Raw genomic sequence first — 16,158 nt, forward strand, 5'->3', positions numbered from 1 at the left:
CCGAGGGGCTCGCATTCTTCCCGCCGCCACCACTTGTTAACTTCGCTTGTGGCCGTCAGGCCGGAGGAGGGGAAGAAGCACCCGTGAGCAACCCGCTGATCGCGCAGACGCAGGATTCGACGAAGGCGTATTCGGGCATTTCGCTGCTGGAGTCGGCCAACGACCTGAAATCCGCGATCGAAAGCGGCGACTGGGCGTCGGTCGCCCTCGGCGCCGTCGGCACCGCCCTCGACGCGCTCTCCATGGCGATGGACCCCTTCGGCGCCATCCTCGCCGCCGGCGTCGGCTGGCTCATCGAACACGTCGGGCCCCTCAAGGAAGCCCTCAACGCCCTCACCGGCAACGCCGACGAAATCGCCGCCCAGTCCGAAACCTGGAAGAACGTCGCCACCGAACTCGGCAGCATCGGCGAAGACCTGACCGGCATGGTCAAGGCCGACACCGCGTCCTGGACCGGCAACGCCGGCGACGCCTACCGCCAGCGCGCCCAGGACACCGTCACGTTGCTGGAAACGGCGCAAAAGGGCTGCGAAGGCGCTTCCAGCGGCGTCAAAACCGCCGGCGAGGTCGTCGCCGCGGTGCGCGCGCTCGTGCGCGACATCATCGCCGAACTCGTCGGCCACCTGATCAGCTGGGCCCTGCAGGTCGTGTTCACTCTCGGCATCGGGCTCACCTGGGTCGTCCCCCAGGTGATCAACGCCGTCGCGAAGACGGCGTCGAAGATCGCCGACCTGACCAAGCGGCTCGTCAAGGCGCTGCAGGCGCTGATCCCGCTCCTCAAGCGCGCCGGCGACCTGTTCTCCGACGCCGCCAAGGCCCTGAAGAACATCAAACCGGGCAAAGCCGCCCCGGCGCCGAAGCACGCCGACATCAACGGCAACCCGAAGGGCCTGGACGGCCCCCACGGCAAGGGCGGGCCGGACGCTCCCCCGCCGAAGACCGACCCGCCGCCCACGCCGAAGGGCGGCGACGGGAACACGACCCCGTCGGGCGCCAAGGGCGACTCGACCACGCCGTCCGGTGACCACACCCCGCCCCCGCCGAAGAGCGACCCGCCGCCCGCGTCGAAGGGCCCCGACGACACGCCCAAGAGCCCGGACCCCACGCCGCCCCCGGCGTCGAAGGGCCCGGACACCACGCCGTCGAGCACGCCGAAGGGCAACCCCAAGGGCGGCGACGGCGGGCGCATCAAGGACAACAACCCCAAGCCGGACGAACACACCACGCAGACCAAGGACAAGACCGACTGCGGCGACCCGATCGACGTCGCGACCGGGGCCGTGATGCTCGTGCAGGAGGACGTTTCGCTGCCCGGCGCCCTGCCGCTGGTGCTCGAGCGCACGCACCTGTCGTCCTACCGCGCCGGGCGGCTGTTCGGCCCGACGTGGGCCTCGACGCTGGACGAACGTCTCGAAGTGGAGCCGGACGGGCTGCACCTCGCGCTGGCCGACGGCACGCTGCTGCGCTTCCCGGTCCCGGTGGGCGTGGAGGCGGTCGTCCCGGACAGCGGGCCCTACCTGGCGCTGCGGCGGGTCCGGCACGGGTTCGTCGTCGGCGACCCGCAGTCCGACCGCATGCGCTACTTCGCGGGCCGTCCCGGCGACGCCACGCTGCCGCTGCGCGCGGTCGTGGACGGGACGAGGAACCGGATCGTCCTGCGCTACCGCGACGGCGTGCCGGTGGCGATCGAGCACTCCGGCGGCTACCGCGTCGAGATCGACAGCGCCGGCGGCCTGGTGACCGCCGTGCGCGCGGCGGGTTCCCCGGTCCCGCTGGCGGAGTACACCTACGACTCCGCGCGCCGGCTCGTGCGGGTCGTCGACGCGGTGGGCACGCCGCAGGAGTTCACCTACGACGCCGACGGCAGGCTCACGCGCTGGGAGGACGTCAACGGCCGCTGGTACCGCTACGGCTACGACAGCCAGGGCCGCTGCGTGCGCGCCCAGGGCACCGACGGCTACCTGGACACGGCGCTGGCCTTCGCGGAGGGGGAAACGACGGTCACCGACTCGCTCGGCAACGTCACCCGCTACCGGCTCGACGAGCGGCTGCGCGTGATCGGGCAGACCGACCCGCTCGGGAACACCACGAGCGCCGAGCGGGACCGCTTCGGGCGCGTGGTGGCCGAGACCGACGAACTCGGCAACGTCACGCGCTGGGACTACGACGAGGCCGGCAACCTCACCGCCGTCACGCGGCCCGACGGCGGGCGGATGGTCATCGGCTACGACGACCGGCACCGCCCGGTCGCGGTGACCGGGCCGGACGGGGCCGTGTGGCGCTACGAGTACGACTCCGCCGGCAGCCTCGCCCGCGCCGTCGACCCGGCCGGCGCCGCGACCTCCTACACCTACGACCCCTTCACCGGCACCCTCGATTCGGTGACCGACGCCCTCGGCGGGGTCACCCGGATCCAGGCCAACGCCGCCGGGCTCCCCCTGCTCGTCACCGCGCCGGACGGCGCCACGTGGCGCTACGGCTACGACGCGCTCGGCAACACCACGACCGAGACCGACCCGCTGGGCCACACCACGACCTTCGTCAGCGACGCCGCGGGCAAGCTCGTGCAGCGGCGCGACGCCGACGGCGCGGTCGAGCGGTTCGCCGCGACGGCCCACGGGAGCTTCGAGGAGCGGACGGACCCGCGCGGCGGCGTCACCCGCATCGAGTACGCCCACTTCGACCTGCCGGTCAGCGAGCGGGATCCCGACGGCGGCACGCTGAAGTACGGCTACGACACCGAACTGCGGCTCACCTCGGTCACCAACGAGCGCGGCCTGGTGTGGCGCTACGAGTACGACGCGGCGGGCCGGAAGATCGGGGAAACCGACTACAACGGCCGGGTCCTGCGCTACGGCTACGACGCCGCGGGCCGGCTCGTGTCGCGCACCAACGGCGCCGGGCAGACCATCGCCCTCGAACGCGACAGCGTGGGCCGGGTCGTGCGGCGCAGCAGCGCCGACGAGGTCGCCGTGTTCACCTACGACGAGGCCGACCGGATGGTGTCGGCGGCCAACGCGCACAGCGAAGTCCGGTTCACCTACGACGCGCTCGGCCGCGTGGTGGCGGAGTCGATCAACGGCCGGGTCGTGACCTACCGCTACGACGCCCTCGGGCGCCGCGTGAGCCGCCGGACGCCCTCGGGCGCGGAGTCGGTCGTCGGCTACGACGCCGCCGCCCGCCCGGTCGCCCTGACGACCGCCGGGCGCACCCTGCGGTTCGGTTACGACGCCGCGGGCCGGGAAACCGTGCGCGAACTGGTCACCCGGACCGGGCCGGTGGCGCAGCTGCGGCAGGACTGGACACCCACCGGGCAGCTGGCCGCGCAGACGGTGCTGCGCGGCCCGGACACGCTGCAGCGGCGCGAGTACGGCTACCTGCCCGACGGCTACCTCGCTCGCGTGACCGACCTGATCTCCGGGCAGCGCACCCTCGACGTCGACCCGCGCGGCCGGGTCCGCGCCGTGCGCGGTCCGCACTGGCAAGAGGACTACGAGTACGACGCGAGCGGCGCCGTCACCGGGGCGGGCTGGTCCGGCGGGACGCAGTCCGGCGGGCCCCGGTCCTACACCGGCACCCTGCTCACCTCGGCCGGTCCGACGCGCTACAGCCACGACGGCGAAGGCCGGGTCGTCGCCCGCGAACGCCACGGGCAGCGGTGGACCTACGAGTGGAGCGCGGAAAACCGGCTGACCGGCGTGCGCACCCCCGACGGCACGGTGTGGCGGTACCGGTACGACCCGTTCGGCCGCCGGATCGCCAAGCAGCGCCTCGACGGCAGCGGCGCCGTCGCCGAGCAGGTCGAGTTCGCCTGGGACGGCCAGGTCCCGGCCGAACAGGTCCACAGTGGACCGGGCAGGCCGCCGGTGGCGACGGTGTGGGAGTACGCACCCGGCTCGCCGCTCCCGCTCACCCAGACCGAGCGCGTCCTCGGCGCCGGCGGGGACCGGTTCCACGCCATCGTGCCCGACCTCGTCGGCGCGCCCGCGGAACTGGTCGACGACACCGGCGCGCTGGCCGGTCACCTGCACACGGCGCTGTGGGGCCCGGCCGTCTCGGCCGGGGGCACGGCGCGTACCCCGCTGCGGTTCCCCGGCCAGTACCACGACCCGGAGACCGGGCTGCACTACAACCGCCACCGCTACTACGACCCCGAGACCGGCCGGTTCCTCTCGCACGACCCGCTGGGCCTGACCCCGGCGCCGGACTCGATGTCCTATGTGGACAACCCGACCGCCATGACGGACCCGCTCGGGCTGGGCCCGCAGCGGACCACGCCGTGCGCGGCGGCGGCCGCCCGGGCCCAGGCCCACCCCTACGCCCGCGGGAACGACGGGCCGTCGACGAGCAACCGCAAGTACCCGGAGAGCACCTACGGCGACCGCAACGCCGAGCGCAAGCGCCTCAACGAGAAGTACGACTACAAGATCGACGGGGACAAGACGCACCAGAACGAGCACGCCGCCGGGTACGACATCCTGAGCGACAACGGCGGCGCGAAGGGCTTGCGGAAGGACAAGGACAACAAGCCGCTGGAGAACAACGCTTACGCCTACTACGAGGACCACGCCAACCACCGCTTCCACCCCGGCACGGGCAAGGGCGGCGCGAACCACGAGTCCGGGTTCACCAAGGGCGACGTCCGGGACGCACCGAACACCTCGCCGGACGCGAACCTCAAGTACGACGACCGCCTCGGTTCGTACCGGAACGCGCAGCGCAACGCCATCGAGGCCAACGACCCGAGCACCGCGGTCCAGCTCAACCAGCTCGGCTACGGCCACCAGCAGGGTTTCGGCAAGGCGGGCGACCACACCTTTTCCGACCAGGTCTACCACGGCAACGACAAGAACCACGTCCACCACGAAGACCACCCGCTGTACGACAAGGACAAGGCGGACGCGGCGAAGGCGGAGCAGGACCGGCGGGACGCCGTCAAGAACGACCCGAACCACCCGGACCGCAAGGCCTGGGAGGACGAGCAGAAGCGGATGGCCATCGCGGACGACTCGTACCACAAGATGGTCGACGACATGCGCTCCAGCGGCGAGGGCATGCGGTACAACCCGCAGGCGGGCCAGGCGGTTCCGACCGGCGGGCACACCGCGGACCACGGCACGGTGACCACGAAGCCGATCGACAAGTGGGACGCGGCCGAGATGCACGGCGCCCGCGACGCGGCGCGCACGGGCGAATGGCCGGGTTATGGCGGCTTCTACAAGAACCCGACGGCCGAGGACTGGGCGAAGCTCGAGCGCGGCGAGCTCGACCCGCCGCAGCTCAAGAACATCACCGACGCCGACATCGCGGACTACTGGGCGAAGAAGAAGGATCCGGACGCGATGGACCTGAGCTGACGTCATTTCTTGCGGAGATCGGTACGAAAATTTCCGCAATCGGTTCGACTATTGCCAGTTCCTGTCCGGCCGCCTACAGTCCGGTCACGTACTCGAGCAGCGTGGCGAGAGGAACTGGCATGGCGATCTCGCGCAGGGTCTTCCTCGGTTCGGCCGCGGCCTTGGGCGCGCTTTCCGCCCTCGGCGCGCCGGGCGCCGCCGCGGCGAGCCCGCCGGGAGACGTCGTCGGCAAGATCACCGTCGGGTACCAGGGCTGGTTCGCCTGTGCCGGCGACGGCGCGCCGATCGGCGGCTGGTGGCACTGGAGCCAGGACTGGGGCCGGACGCCGTCGCCGGGCAACAACGTCATCAAGGCCTGGCCGGACCTGCGCGAGTACACCCGCACCTACCCGACCGCCTACGGCAACCTCGGAAACGGCCAAGCGGCCGGGCTCTTCTCGTCCTACGACCAGCAGACCGTCGACACGCACTTCCGGTGGATGCGGGAGAACGGCTGCGACACCGCCGCTCTGCAGCGCTTCAACCCCAACAGCAGCGAAGGCCCCACGCGCGACGCGATGGCCGCCAAGGTCCGCGCCGCCGCCGAGGCGCAGGGGCGGAAGTTCTACATCATGTACGACGCCACCGGCTGGGCGGCCATGCAGACGGAGATGAAAGCCGACTGGACCGCGAAGATGTCCGCGCACACCGCGTCGCCGGCCTACGCCCGCCAGAACGGCAAACCGGTCGTCTGTGTCTGGGGTTTCGGGTACAACGACGCCAACCACCCGTGGGACGCCGGTACCTGCCTCGACGTCGTGAACTGGTTCAAGGCCCAGGGCTGTTACGTCATCGGCGGCGTGCCGCGGGAATGGCGCACGAGCGACGGCGGGTCGCGGCCCGGCTTCGGCGACGTCTACCGCTCGTTCCACATGCTCTCGCCGTGGATGGTCGGCGCGATCGGCGACGCGGCGGGTGCGGACTGGGCGTATGCGAACCTGACCGTGCCCGACCAGGCCGACTGCGCCGCCCACGGCATCGACTACCAGCCGTGCGTCCTGCCCGGCGACGTCTCGGGGCGGCAGCGCGCCCACGGCGACTTCATGTGGCGCCAGTTCTACAACGTGGTACGCGCCGGCGTGGCCGGCATCTACATCTCGATGTTCGACGAATACGGCGAAGGCAACCAGATCGCGAAGACGGCGGAGAACGCCTCGATGACCCCGGTGGGCTCCGGCCTGCTCGCCCTCGACGAGGACGGGACGGCCTGTTCGGCGGACTACTACCTGCGGCTGACCGCCGACGGTGGCCGGATGCTCAAGGGCGAGCTCCCGCTGACGGCGGTCCGCCCGACCCGGCCCACGCTCACCACCGGCGGCTCGGTGGATCTGGCCCGCGGCCGCGCCACGAGCGAAAGCAGCCACACGCAGAACTACGGCGGGGGCAACGCGGTCGACGGAAACCCGGACACCTACTGGGAAAGCGCGAACAACGCGTTCCCCCAGTGGCTCCAGGTCGATCTCGGCGCGGCGACCGCGGTGACGCGGATCGTGCTGGCGGTCCCGCCCGCGAGCGCGTGGGGCACCCGCACCCAGACGCTCACCGTGTCCGGTTCGGCCGACGGCGGCACGTTCGACACGCTCGTCCCGGCGACGGGGTACGTGTTCGACCCGGCGCGGGGCAACAGCGTCACGATCGCGCTTCCCGGTGGTGCGCGGCGGTTCCTGCGCGTGACCTGCACCGGCAACACCGGGTGGCCGGCCGGCCAGCTCGCCCGGTTCGAGGTCTACGGCTGAGCGGCGGTCACCCCGCGGTCACCGCGCCGAGGACGAAGTCGACCAGCTCGCCGGCGTAGCCGGTCAGCCCGGCCGCGACCTGGGGCCGCAGGTGGGCCGGGGTCGCCAGCGCGTGGTTGAGGCAGCCGCCGACGATCGCGTCCAGCAGGAGTGTCACGCTCGTTCCGCCGTGCAGCTCACCCCGGGCGATGCCGCGGCGGACGATCGCGCGCGCCGCCAGCACCTGGGCCTGGCGCAGGCGGGCCACCCGCTCCGCCACGCCCGGGATCCGGTCCGCCTCCAGCAGCAGCCTCGTCGTCGCGCGGCCCGACTCGCCGAAGAACGCCGTCAGCATCTGCTCGGCGAGGCGGACCAGGTCTTCGCGCACCGAGCCGGTGTCGATGTCGGCGACCGGCGTGACCCGCGCTTCCAGGCAGCAGGCCAGCAGTTCCGTCTTGTTCGGCCAGCGCAGGTAGATCGAGGCCTTGCCCACCCCGGCGCGCCGGGCCACGGAGTCGACCGTGAACCGGCCCCAGCCGTCCTCGCCGAAGACCTCCGCGGCCGCGCTCAGCACCCGCCGGTCGACCTCGGGGTCGCGGGGCCGCCCGGCTTCGCCCGCCATGCGCCTCACCTCGCCCCGTGCTCGGGGTCGTTGCCGAACGGAATCCGCCCACTATAGAGTCGGACCATTACTGGACGCACCTTGTTCAGTATCTCGCGGAAGGTGCACACATGCCGGGAATCGAAGTGCTCGGCACCGAGCAGCAGGCGGCGTGGCGGGCGCGGCGGCGGCCGCCGGTCGAGAAGCTGCCGGGCGGGCTGTGGTCGGTGCCGGTGCCGATCCCGGACAACCCGCTGCGCTACACGCTTTCCTACCTCGTCCCCGCCGACGAAGGACTGGTGGTCGTCGACCCCGGCTGGGACACCGACGAAGGCTGGACGGCCCTGCTCGAGGGGCTCGCCACCGCGGGCGCGTCGACCGCCGACGTGGCCGGGATCGTCACCACGCACGTCCACCCCGACCACCACGGGCTGTCCGCCCGGCTGCGCGCGGCGTCCGGCGCGTGGATCGGCATGCACCCGGCCGAACGCGACACGCTCCCCCAGCGCCGCCGCGACGAGCACGGCGACACCCGCACCGAGATCACGACGTGGCTGCGGGGCTGCGGCGCCCCGGAAGCGGAGATCGCCGACCTCCTCGACGCGCTCGGGGCCGCTCCGCGGCCGGCCGCGGAGCTGCCCGACCCGGACGTCCTGCTGGAGGACGGCGACCTCGTCCCGGTGCGCGGCCGCCGGTTGCGGGCCGTGTGGACGCCCGGGCACACCCCCGGTCACCTCTGCCTGCAGGAGCCGGACGCGCAGCTGCTGCTCACCGGCGACCACGTGCTGCCCCGGATCACCCCGGCGATCGGCTCGTGGCCGGGCGCCGAAGAGCCGCCCCTCGGCCAGTTCCTCGGCTCGCTGGAGCGGACGGCGACGTATGACGACCACGACGCGCTGCCCGCGCACGAGTACCGCTTCCGCGGGCTCGCCCGGCGCGGCGAACTGCTGCGCGAGCACCACGACCGGCGGTGCGCGGAGATCGTCGCGGTCGTCACCGAGCTCGGGTGGCCGACGCCGTGGGAGATCGCGACGCGGCTGACGTGGTCACGGCCGTGGCCGGAGATCGGCTTCATGCGGTTGTCGGCGGTGGCCGAGACGGTCGCCCACATCGAGTACCTGGCCGGCCGGGGGCGCCTGACCTGGCCCGGCTACGGCCCGACCCCCGCGCGCGTCACCACGAGCACCTGAACCGGACAGCCGGTCACCGGTCCAAGGCGCTCATGAGCAGCGCGGCGACGGCCGCCCGGTGCTCGGGGCTGTCCTGCCAGCGCAGGTGGCGCCCGGCTTCGACGACCACGCCGAAGCCGGCGTGCACCAACACCCTTGCCTGACGCGCGTCGAGGTCCGGCCGGGCCCGGCGCAGGTGTTCCTCCCACACGGCGATGTGCTCGCGCTGCGCGGCGATCAGCGGACGGCGCAGCCCGGCGGGCAAGCCGACGACTTCGGCGTTGGCCACGCTGTTGAGCGCGCTGTGTTCGAAGCTGTAGGCCACATACGTGGCGGTGAGGGCGGTCAGGGCGGCCACGCCGGTCACCCCGCGCAGGTTGTGCTCGACCGCTTGGGCCAGCAGGTCCGCGGCCTGCAGGCACGCCGCCGCCAGGATGTCCGCCTTGCCGGGGAAGTACCGGTAGAGCCCGGACGGCACCAGCCCCACGGCGTCGGCGATCATGCCGTTGGTGACGGCGGTGAACCCGTCGCGTTCGAACAGCGGGATCGCGGCCGCGAGGATCTCCGAGCGCCGCGTGCGCGGCACCGGCCGGGCGGGCAGTTCGACGAGGCCCGCGTCCGCGGCCGCCGTCGGATCGGTCGCGACCACGCGCAGCGCGGACGCCTGCAGCAGGTCTTCGACGCGGCGCCGGCCGATCGAGTTGTGGTGCATCGTGATCGACCCGATCACGCCCAGCGCCGCGACGGCACGCAGGTGCCCGCCGGGCAGCGGGTGTTCGCGCTGCGCCACGTCCGCCACCCGGCCGACGACGCGCGCGAACTTGCCCTTCAGGACCCGGCGGTCGTCGCGGTCGAGGTACCGGGCCTCCCACCGGTACACGCCACCGGCCGCCCGGTGGGCGACGGTGACCCGGGTGACGGCGGCGAGCACGTCCGCCAGTGCCGCGTCCGGCGGCACCTCGTCGAGCGCCGCGACGAGGCGATCGGCCATGATGTTCGCGCACTCGGCGAACAGCGCGTACTTGTTCGGGAAGTGCCGGTACAGCGCGGCCGCGGTGATCCCGACCCCGGCCGCGATCTCCTCCATGGACGCCGCGTGATAGCCGCGCTCGCTGAAAACCGTGGCCGCCGCTTCGACGATGAGCTGCTTGCGGTTGCGCGGCCGGACGGCCGCCGCCGGCTCCGCGGTCACCGCGGCCGCCGGGCGGGGTCGAGCGCGAACGGGGCCATGCCCGCCAGTCAACCACGACGGGCCCCGCACGACCCCCGCTCACTCTTGCCGACCGGAGACACCGCTCGCTATGTTAATGGAGAATCTCTCCTCGGATGCGGGCTCGACAGGGCATATACCTACCAAGGAAGCTAGGTAAGTCAATGAGCAATCTCAGCAGGAGGAACGTCCTTTCGCTCGGCGTCGCGCTGGGTTTGGCGAGCGCGACCGGCGTCGTCCCGGCCTGGGCGTCGGCGGGCACCACCACCGACCCGTGGTGGGTCTGGGACGACGAAGCCGACCGCCTGATGGCGGGCGTCCTCGACACCGGCGGGGTGCCCGCGGTCAACACCGCGCTGCGGCCGTGGGTGAACAACAGCGACCCGTTGCCCACCGGGCTGCCCACCGACCTCGCCGGCTACCTCCAGCGGGTCAACCGGCTGCCGTCGTGGGCCGACCCCGTGAAGCTGCGCCGCGCCGCGGACTTCAACCGGCGCAAGGACACCTACCTGTTCCTGCTCTACGGCCTCGGCAGCGGCATCATGAGCACGGTCATCCCGCGGGAGGCCAAGTCGGTCTACTGGTCCGCCGGCGGGGCGAACATGCAGGACCGCGCGGCCAAGACGTTCACCTTCGGCTACGACCTGAGCGACTTGAACGCGTTCCAGCCGAGCGGCCAGTTCGTCGTCACGGCCACCAAGACGCGCCTGGTGCACGCCGCCGTGCGCCACCTGCTGCCGCAGTCACCGCACTGGCGCGCGGTCGCCGACGAGCAGATCCCGATCAGCAACGGCGACATCCTGGTGACCTTCCACAGTCTCGGCACCTACGTGCACCGGAAGCTGCTCGAATGGCGCGTCCCGATGTCGGCCGCGGACGAGGAGGCCTTCCTGCACCAGTGGCAGGTCGCCATCCACCTGCTCGGCGTGCGGGACGAGTTCATCCCCAAGACGTGGGCCGAGGCGGACGCGCAGTCGGCGCGGGTGCTGACCCCGCTGCTCTCCCCCACGACCGAGGGCAGGGAGCTGGCCGAGGACCTGCTCGGGCTGACCGCGCAGATCGATCTCGGGGTCACGCGCGGGTTCCTCGACGAGTTCGTGCGGTACGTGCTCAGCGACGCGGTCGGCGACTGGCTCGGCCTGCCCCGCGACTACGCGGCGGCCGCGCTGGTCCGTACCGGGTGGCCGGCCTACATCGCGTTCCGCGAGGGGCTGCTGCCGATCGCGCCGGCCGGGTTCTTCCTGTTCGACCAGTTCCTCCGCGCGATCGCGATGCTGTTCCTGAACAAGGTTTCCTCGCCGACGACCACGCCGATCACGATCCCCACCGGCAACCGGCCCGGCGCCTGACGCCGGCGCTCCCGGCAGCGTCACGCCCGGGACCGGCCGGCGGCGCGGCGCGGGATCCACCGCCACATCGCCCCCGCCGCCAGGAAACCCACCAGACCACTGGCCGCGATCCCGGCGCCGAGACCCGCCACCGCCGTCACCGCGGACAGGATCAACGGGCCCACCCCGGTACCGATGTCCGCGAGCTCGTTCCAGATCCCGAGGTGGGTCGGCCGGCCCACCGACGGCGACACGTCGGCGCCGAGCGTCATCACGATGCCCGAGCCGATGCCGTTGCCGAAACCCATCACCACGGCCGCGGCCGTCAGCAGGACCGCGCCGTGGGTCAGCGGCATGAGGAGGAAGGCCGTGCCGAGCACGAGGGTCGAGGGCACGGCCACCCACCGCCTGCCGTGGCGGTCCATGACCTTGCCCGCCGGGTAGAACGTCAGCGCGTCGATGGCGCCGGCGACGCCGTAGATGATCGAACTGGTCGTCGGTGACAGCCCGATGTGCGCCGCCCACAGGGGAACGACCGTCTGGCGGGTCTGCCGGATCGCCGACAACAGCAGTACTCCGACGCCGAGGGTCGCGTACACCCGCCACTGCCGGCCCAGCATCTTCCGCGTCGTGACCGCCGACGCGGCGGCCCGGTCGTCGGCGGTGACCTCGAGGTCGGGCACCCGCAGCACCAGCGCGGCCGCGGCGGCGATCGCGGCCAGGCTCACGTAGTACGCGCCGGGCAGCCCGGCGAACCGCATCGCCGCGGCTCCGGTGAACGGCCCGAGGAAGAGGCCGATCCGCATGCTGCCGCCCAGCGTCGACAGCGCGCGGGCGCGCAGGTGCGGCGGGACGATCTCGGTCAGGTAGGACTGGCGGGCGAGGCCGTAGACGGCGCTCGCGGCCCCGATCAGCACGACGCCGCCGCCGTAGAGCAGCAGCGACCACAGGCCGCGGCCGAGGTCGGCCAGGCAGGTCGAGACACCCGCGACCATGACGGCCGCGGCCACCAGCATCGTCCGGCGTTCGCCGACCCGCGTCGCGAGGACGCCCGCCGGGATGTTCGCGGCGAGCGACCCGACGCCGAGCATCGCGGCGATCAGCGCGGCCGTCGACGGGCTCGCGCCGCGATCGATCGCGCTGAGCACGATGACGGGCAGCACGGCTCCTTCGGACAGCCCGAAGAGGGCCGCCGGCCCGTACGCCGCCGCGGCGACCGAGCGCAGGCGGAACTCTTCGACCATCTCGAGCCCATCATGCGGCGCCGGCGCGGCCGCCGGCGCCGGGAGTGATCATTGTCGCGCTCCGGAACCGTGCACCGGCCAGGCATTCCGGACTTACCGGCGGGCGTTCCTGTCCGGCCTTGTCCCCACGCCGGGTGTTCCCTTTTGGGCTCTCTTGAGCGATAGTGGTCGAGCCTGTGTTTTACAACGTTGTAAATCCTTCGCGGGAGGCGTGATGCGGCGGTCCTGGAGACGTACCGGAGCCTGGCTGGCCACGGCCGTCCTCGTCGCCCAGCTCGGTTTCGCCGACGTCGCGAACGCGACCGGGAACACCCCCGCACCGGGTGGCGGGACACACTTCCTCGACCACACCGCCGCGCTCGCCGGCTACGCCGATCCCGCGTGGTACGAGGCGAACATCCCGTTCGTCGACCTGCCGGACGCCACGATGCAGAGCGTCTACTACTACCGGTGGCGGGCCTGGAAGGAGCACCTGCGCTACACCGACCCCGCCGACGGCTGGATCTCGACGGAGTTCCTCGACTGCTGCGGCTACGCCGCGCCCTACCAGGCGATCAACGCCGCCGCCGGGCACCAGCTGACCGAGGGGCGCTGGCTGCGCGACCCCGGCTACGCCCAGGACTACCTCAGGTTCTGGCTCACCGGGCCCGGCGCCGGCCCCAAGCCGGCCACCGACGACGTCAACGCCGACACGACCGACTGGGCGCACGAGTACAGCGTCTGGCTGGCCACGTCCGCCTACGGGCAGGCCCAGGTGACCGGCGACTTCGCACCGCTGCGCGACCTGCTGCCCGCCCTGGTGCGCCAGTACCGCGGCTGGGACAAGCAGTTCAACGCCGACCTGGGCCTCTACTGGTCGGTGCCGGTCTGGGACGCCATGGAGTTCTCCGCCTCCTCCTACGAGTCGCCCGAGCCCTACCACGGCGGTGCCGGGTACCGCCCGACGCTGAACTCCTACCAGTACAGCGACGCCGTCGCGATCAGCCGCATCGCGGACTCCGCGGGCGACCACCGGCTCGCCGCCGAGTACGCCGAGCGCGCCGCCGGGCTGAAGGCCGCGCTGCGGAAGTGGCTGTGGGACCCGTCGCGCGGCTTCTACTACGCGATGCCGCGCGACGGCAACCCGGACCACCGGCTGTCGGGCAGCCGCGAGCAGATCGGGTTCGTGCCCTGGATGTTCGGCGCGGCCCAGCCGGCCGACAGCGCGGCGTGGTCCCAGCTGCTCGACCCGAACGGCTTCGCGAGCGCCTACGGCCCGACCACGGCGGAGCGCCGCAGCCCGTTCTTCATGAAGGACGCCGGCAACTGCTGCCGCTGGGACGGGCCGAGCTGGCCCTTCGCGACTTCGCAGACCTTGACGGGCATGGCGAACCTCCTCGACGACTACCCGGCCCAGTCCGTGGCGTCCAAAGAGGACTATGCGACGGCACTGGCGACCTACGCCCGCACCCAGACCAAGAACGGCAGGCCCTACGTCGCCGAAGCCCACGACCCCGACCGGGATTCCTGGATCTACGACGGGACGAACCACAGCGAGGACTACAACCACTCGACCTACACCGACCTCGTCCTTTCCGGACTGCTCGGCCTCCGCCCGCAGCCGGGGACCACGCTGGACGTCCGGCCGCTCACACCGTCCACATGGGACCACTTCGCCGTCGAAAACGCGCCGTACCACGGGCACGACGTGACCGTGCTGTGGGACCGCGACGGCCGGCACTACGGTCAGGGCGCGGGGATGCGGCTGTACGTCGACGGGCGGCTCGTCCAGCGCTCGGCGACGCTGCGGAACACCACCATCGACGTCGGCGCCACGGTGCTCCCCCGGTCCGACGACCTGGTGAACGACGCCGCCAACCCGCTGCGCACCGGCTACCCCCGGCCGATCACGTCCTACACCTGGACCTACGACAACGCGTGGAACGCCCTCGACGGCAAGGTCTGGTACGACGAGGTGCCCGAGAACACGCGCTGGACCAACTACTCGTCGCCGAACGCCAGTGACTTCTACGGCGTCGATTTCGGTGCTCCCACAACGGTTTCCGACATCCGCTGGCACGGCTACGACGACGGCGGCGGGGTCCGGCCGGCCGCCGCGTACCGCTTGGAGTACTGGACGGGCTCGGCCTGGCAGGAGGTTCCCGGCCAGGTCCGCGCACCGGCCGCGCCGGTGGGCAACGGCGTCAACCGGATCACCTTCCCGGCGCTGACGACGAGCAAGGTCCGGCTCGTGTTCACCAACCCGCCGGGCGCGTTCGTCGGGGTCACCGAACTGCAGTCCTGGACGCCGTCGAGCCCCGACGCCCGGATCACCGTCGGGCCGGCCGGCGGGGTCGTCACGGTCAAGGGGAGCACACCGGTGACCGTGACGGTGCGGAACACGACGCGGAGCCCGCTGGTCGCCGCGCGCGTGGCGGTCGCCGTGCCGGCCGGCTGGTCGGCCGTCCCCGCCGGGCAGTCCACCGCCACCATCCCGCCCGGCGGGTCCCGGACGTGGACCTACGCGCTGAGCGCCCCGGCGGACGCCGAGCCGGGCAGCGCGGCGACGCTGACGGCGACCGCGTCCTACCGGGGTCCCGGCGGCGCCGCGTCCACGCACCAGCGGCAGAACCTCCAGGTCGCCCACGCCGCGGGTCAGCACGACCCGGTCGGCGCGTGGACGTTCGACGAGGGCACCGGCACGACGGCCCACGACACCGCCGGCTCCCACGACGCCACCCTGACCGGCTCCTGGGTCCCCGGCGTGACCGGCACGGCGGCGCAGTTCGACGGCTCGGGTCAGTCCGCGCAGACGAGCGGGCCGGTGGTGGACACGACGGGCCACTACTCGGTCGGCGCGTGGGTCCGGCTGGACCGCACGGGTTCGTGGGCGACGGCGGTCAGCCAGGACGGCGACCCGAGCAGCGGGTTCTACCTGCAGTATTCGGCCGCCGACAACCGGTGGGCGTTCTCGACCGGCTCGGGACGGGCGTTGTCGGACGCGGTCCCGGAGACCGGGCGGTGGTACCACCTGGTGGGCGTGCACGACGCCGACGCGGGAACGTACGTGCTGTATGTCGACGGCGTGGCGCAGGCCAGGACGTGGACCCAGCCCGCCGGGGACGCGGCGCCCGGCCCGCTCGCGATCGGGCGCGCGGTTTCCGGTGGCCGGCACAGCGATTTCTGGCCGGGCAGTGTGGACGACGTCGTGGTGTGGAACCGGGCGCTCACCGCGGCCGAGGTCGCAGGGCGGTAAGGGGCCCGCTGCGGCGTTCTGTGCTGGTGGGCGACGCGCGCACGCAGTCAGGCGCGCTTCCGGTAGGCGCATCCGGCGCTCGGCCCGGCCACGGCGGGCGCCGGGTCGCCGCGCCGCGCTCGCCGTGTCCACAGTGGACTGCCCCGGCCCGGAACCCCGCCGCCCCCGGCGCCCCGTCCGGCCGGGAACCCGCGGCAGGGACTTCCGGGCAAACTTCCGTCACCCCTCGTCATCACCCGATGGTGTGGTGTTAACTGTCC

The 16,158-nt window shown here is 72.6% G+C and carries 8 protein-coding genes; 5 read left to right on the forward strand and 3 right to left on the reverse strand.

Annotated features, from left to right (window positions below; all coding sequences use genetic code 11):
- Nucleotides 1-83 precede the first annotated feature (83 nt).
- Together ACWEVP_RS01940 and ACWEVP_RS01945 are read left to right on the forward strand one after the other, a co-directional pair.
- Entirely contained in the window at nucleotides 84-5,357 is a 5,274-nt protein-coding gene (locus ACWEVP_RS01940) for an RHS repeat-associated core domain-containing protein (RefSeq protein WP_452060746.1), read from the forward strand.
- A gap of 119 nt (nucleotides 5,358-5,476) precedes the next feature.
- The gene (locus ACWEVP_RS01945) at nucleotides 5,477-7,132 is read left to right on the forward strand and encodes a discoidin domain-containing protein (protein WP_452060747.1); all 1,656 of its coding nucleotides are present in this window, start codon (nucleotides 5,477-5,479) and stop codon (nucleotides 7,130-7,132) included.
- Between the two features lie 7 nt (nucleotides 7,133-7,139).
- Here the strand turns inward: ACWEVP_RS01945 and ACWEVP_RS01950 are convergent, their stop codons facing one another.
- Nucleotides 7,140-7,733, reverse strand: coding sequence for a TetR/AcrR family transcriptional regulator (locus tag ACWEVP_RS01950; protein WP_452060748.1), 594 nt, complete (start codon nucleotides 7,731-7,733; stop codon nucleotides 7,140-7,142).
- Between the two features lie 110 nt (nucleotides 7,734-7,843).
- Between ACWEVP_RS01950 and ACWEVP_RS01955 the strand changes: the two genes are divergently transcribed.
- Nucleotides 7,844-8,902, forward strand: a complete 1,059-nt coding sequence (locus ACWEVP_RS01955) for an MBL fold metallo-hydrolase (RefSeq protein WP_452060749.1) — start codon at nucleotides 7,844-7,846, stop codon at nucleotides 8,900-8,902.
- Between the two features lie 13 nt (nucleotides 8,903-8,915).
- Here the strand turns inward: ACWEVP_RS01955 and ACWEVP_RS01960 are convergent, their stop codons facing one another.
- Entirely contained in the window at nucleotides 8,916-10,073 is a 1,158-nt protein-coding gene (locus tag ACWEVP_RS01960) for a TetR/AcrR family transcriptional regulator (RefSeq protein ID WP_452060750.1), read from the reverse strand.
- Nucleotides 10,074-10,255: 182 nt separating this feature from the next.
- Between ACWEVP_RS01960 and ACWEVP_RS01965 the strand changes: the two genes are divergently transcribed.
- A complete protein-coding gene (locus tag ACWEVP_RS01965) occupies nucleotides 10,256-11,440 on the forward strand; it encodes an oxygenase MpaB family protein (protein WP_452060751.1) in 1,185 nt (394 codons plus the stop codon).
- A gap of 20 nt (nucleotides 11,441-11,460) precedes the next feature.
- Here ACWEVP_RS01965 and ACWEVP_RS01970 read toward each other — a convergent pair whose 3' ends face one another.
- Complete coding sequence (locus tag ACWEVP_RS01970; protein WP_452060752.1) at nucleotides 11,461-12,663, reverse strand: MFS transporter; 1,203 nt, start codon at nucleotides 12,661-12,663, stop codon at nucleotides 11,461-11,463.
- 214 nt (nucleotides 12,664-12,877) lie between these two features.
- On the opposite strand from ACWEVP_RS01970, the gene ACWEVP_RS01975 reads away from it, so the two are divergent.
- A complete protein-coding gene (locus tag ACWEVP_RS01975) occupies nucleotides 12,878-15,898 on the forward strand; it encodes an MGH1-like glycoside hydrolase domain-containing protein (RefSeq protein ID WP_452060753.1) in 3,021 nt (1,006 codons plus the stop codon).
- Nucleotides 15,899-16,158: the final 260 nt, after the last annotated feature.

The sequence above is a fragment of the Amycolatopsis sp. NPDC003865 genome (assembly GCF_053605345.1).

Coding starts and splice junctions, on each gene's coding strand:
- ACWEVP_RS01945 (WP_452060747.1), top strand. CDS start 5,477: ATGGCGATCTCGCGCAGGGTCTTCCTCGGTTCGGCCGCGGCCTTGGGC.
- ACWEVP_RS01950 (WP_452060748.1), bottom strand. CDS start 7,733: ATGGCGGGCGAAGCCGGGCGGCCCCGCGACCCCGAGGTCGACCGGCGG.
- ACWEVP_RS01955 (WP_452060749.1), top strand. CDS start 7,844: ATGCCGGGAATCGAAGTGCTCGGCACCGAGCAGCAGGCGGCGTGGCGG.
- ACWEVP_RS01965 (WP_452060751.1), top strand. CDS start 10,256: ATGAGCAATCTCAGCAGGAGGAACGTCCTTTCGCTCGGCGTCGCGCTG.
- ACWEVP_RS01970 (WP_452060752.1), bottom strand. CDS start 12,663: ATGGTCGAAGAGTTCCGCCTGCGCTCGGTCGCCGCGGCGGCGTACGGG.
- ACWEVP_RS01975 (WP_452060753.1), top strand. CDS start 12,878: ATGCGGCGGTCCTGGAGACGTACCGGAGCCTGGCTGGCCACGGCCGTC.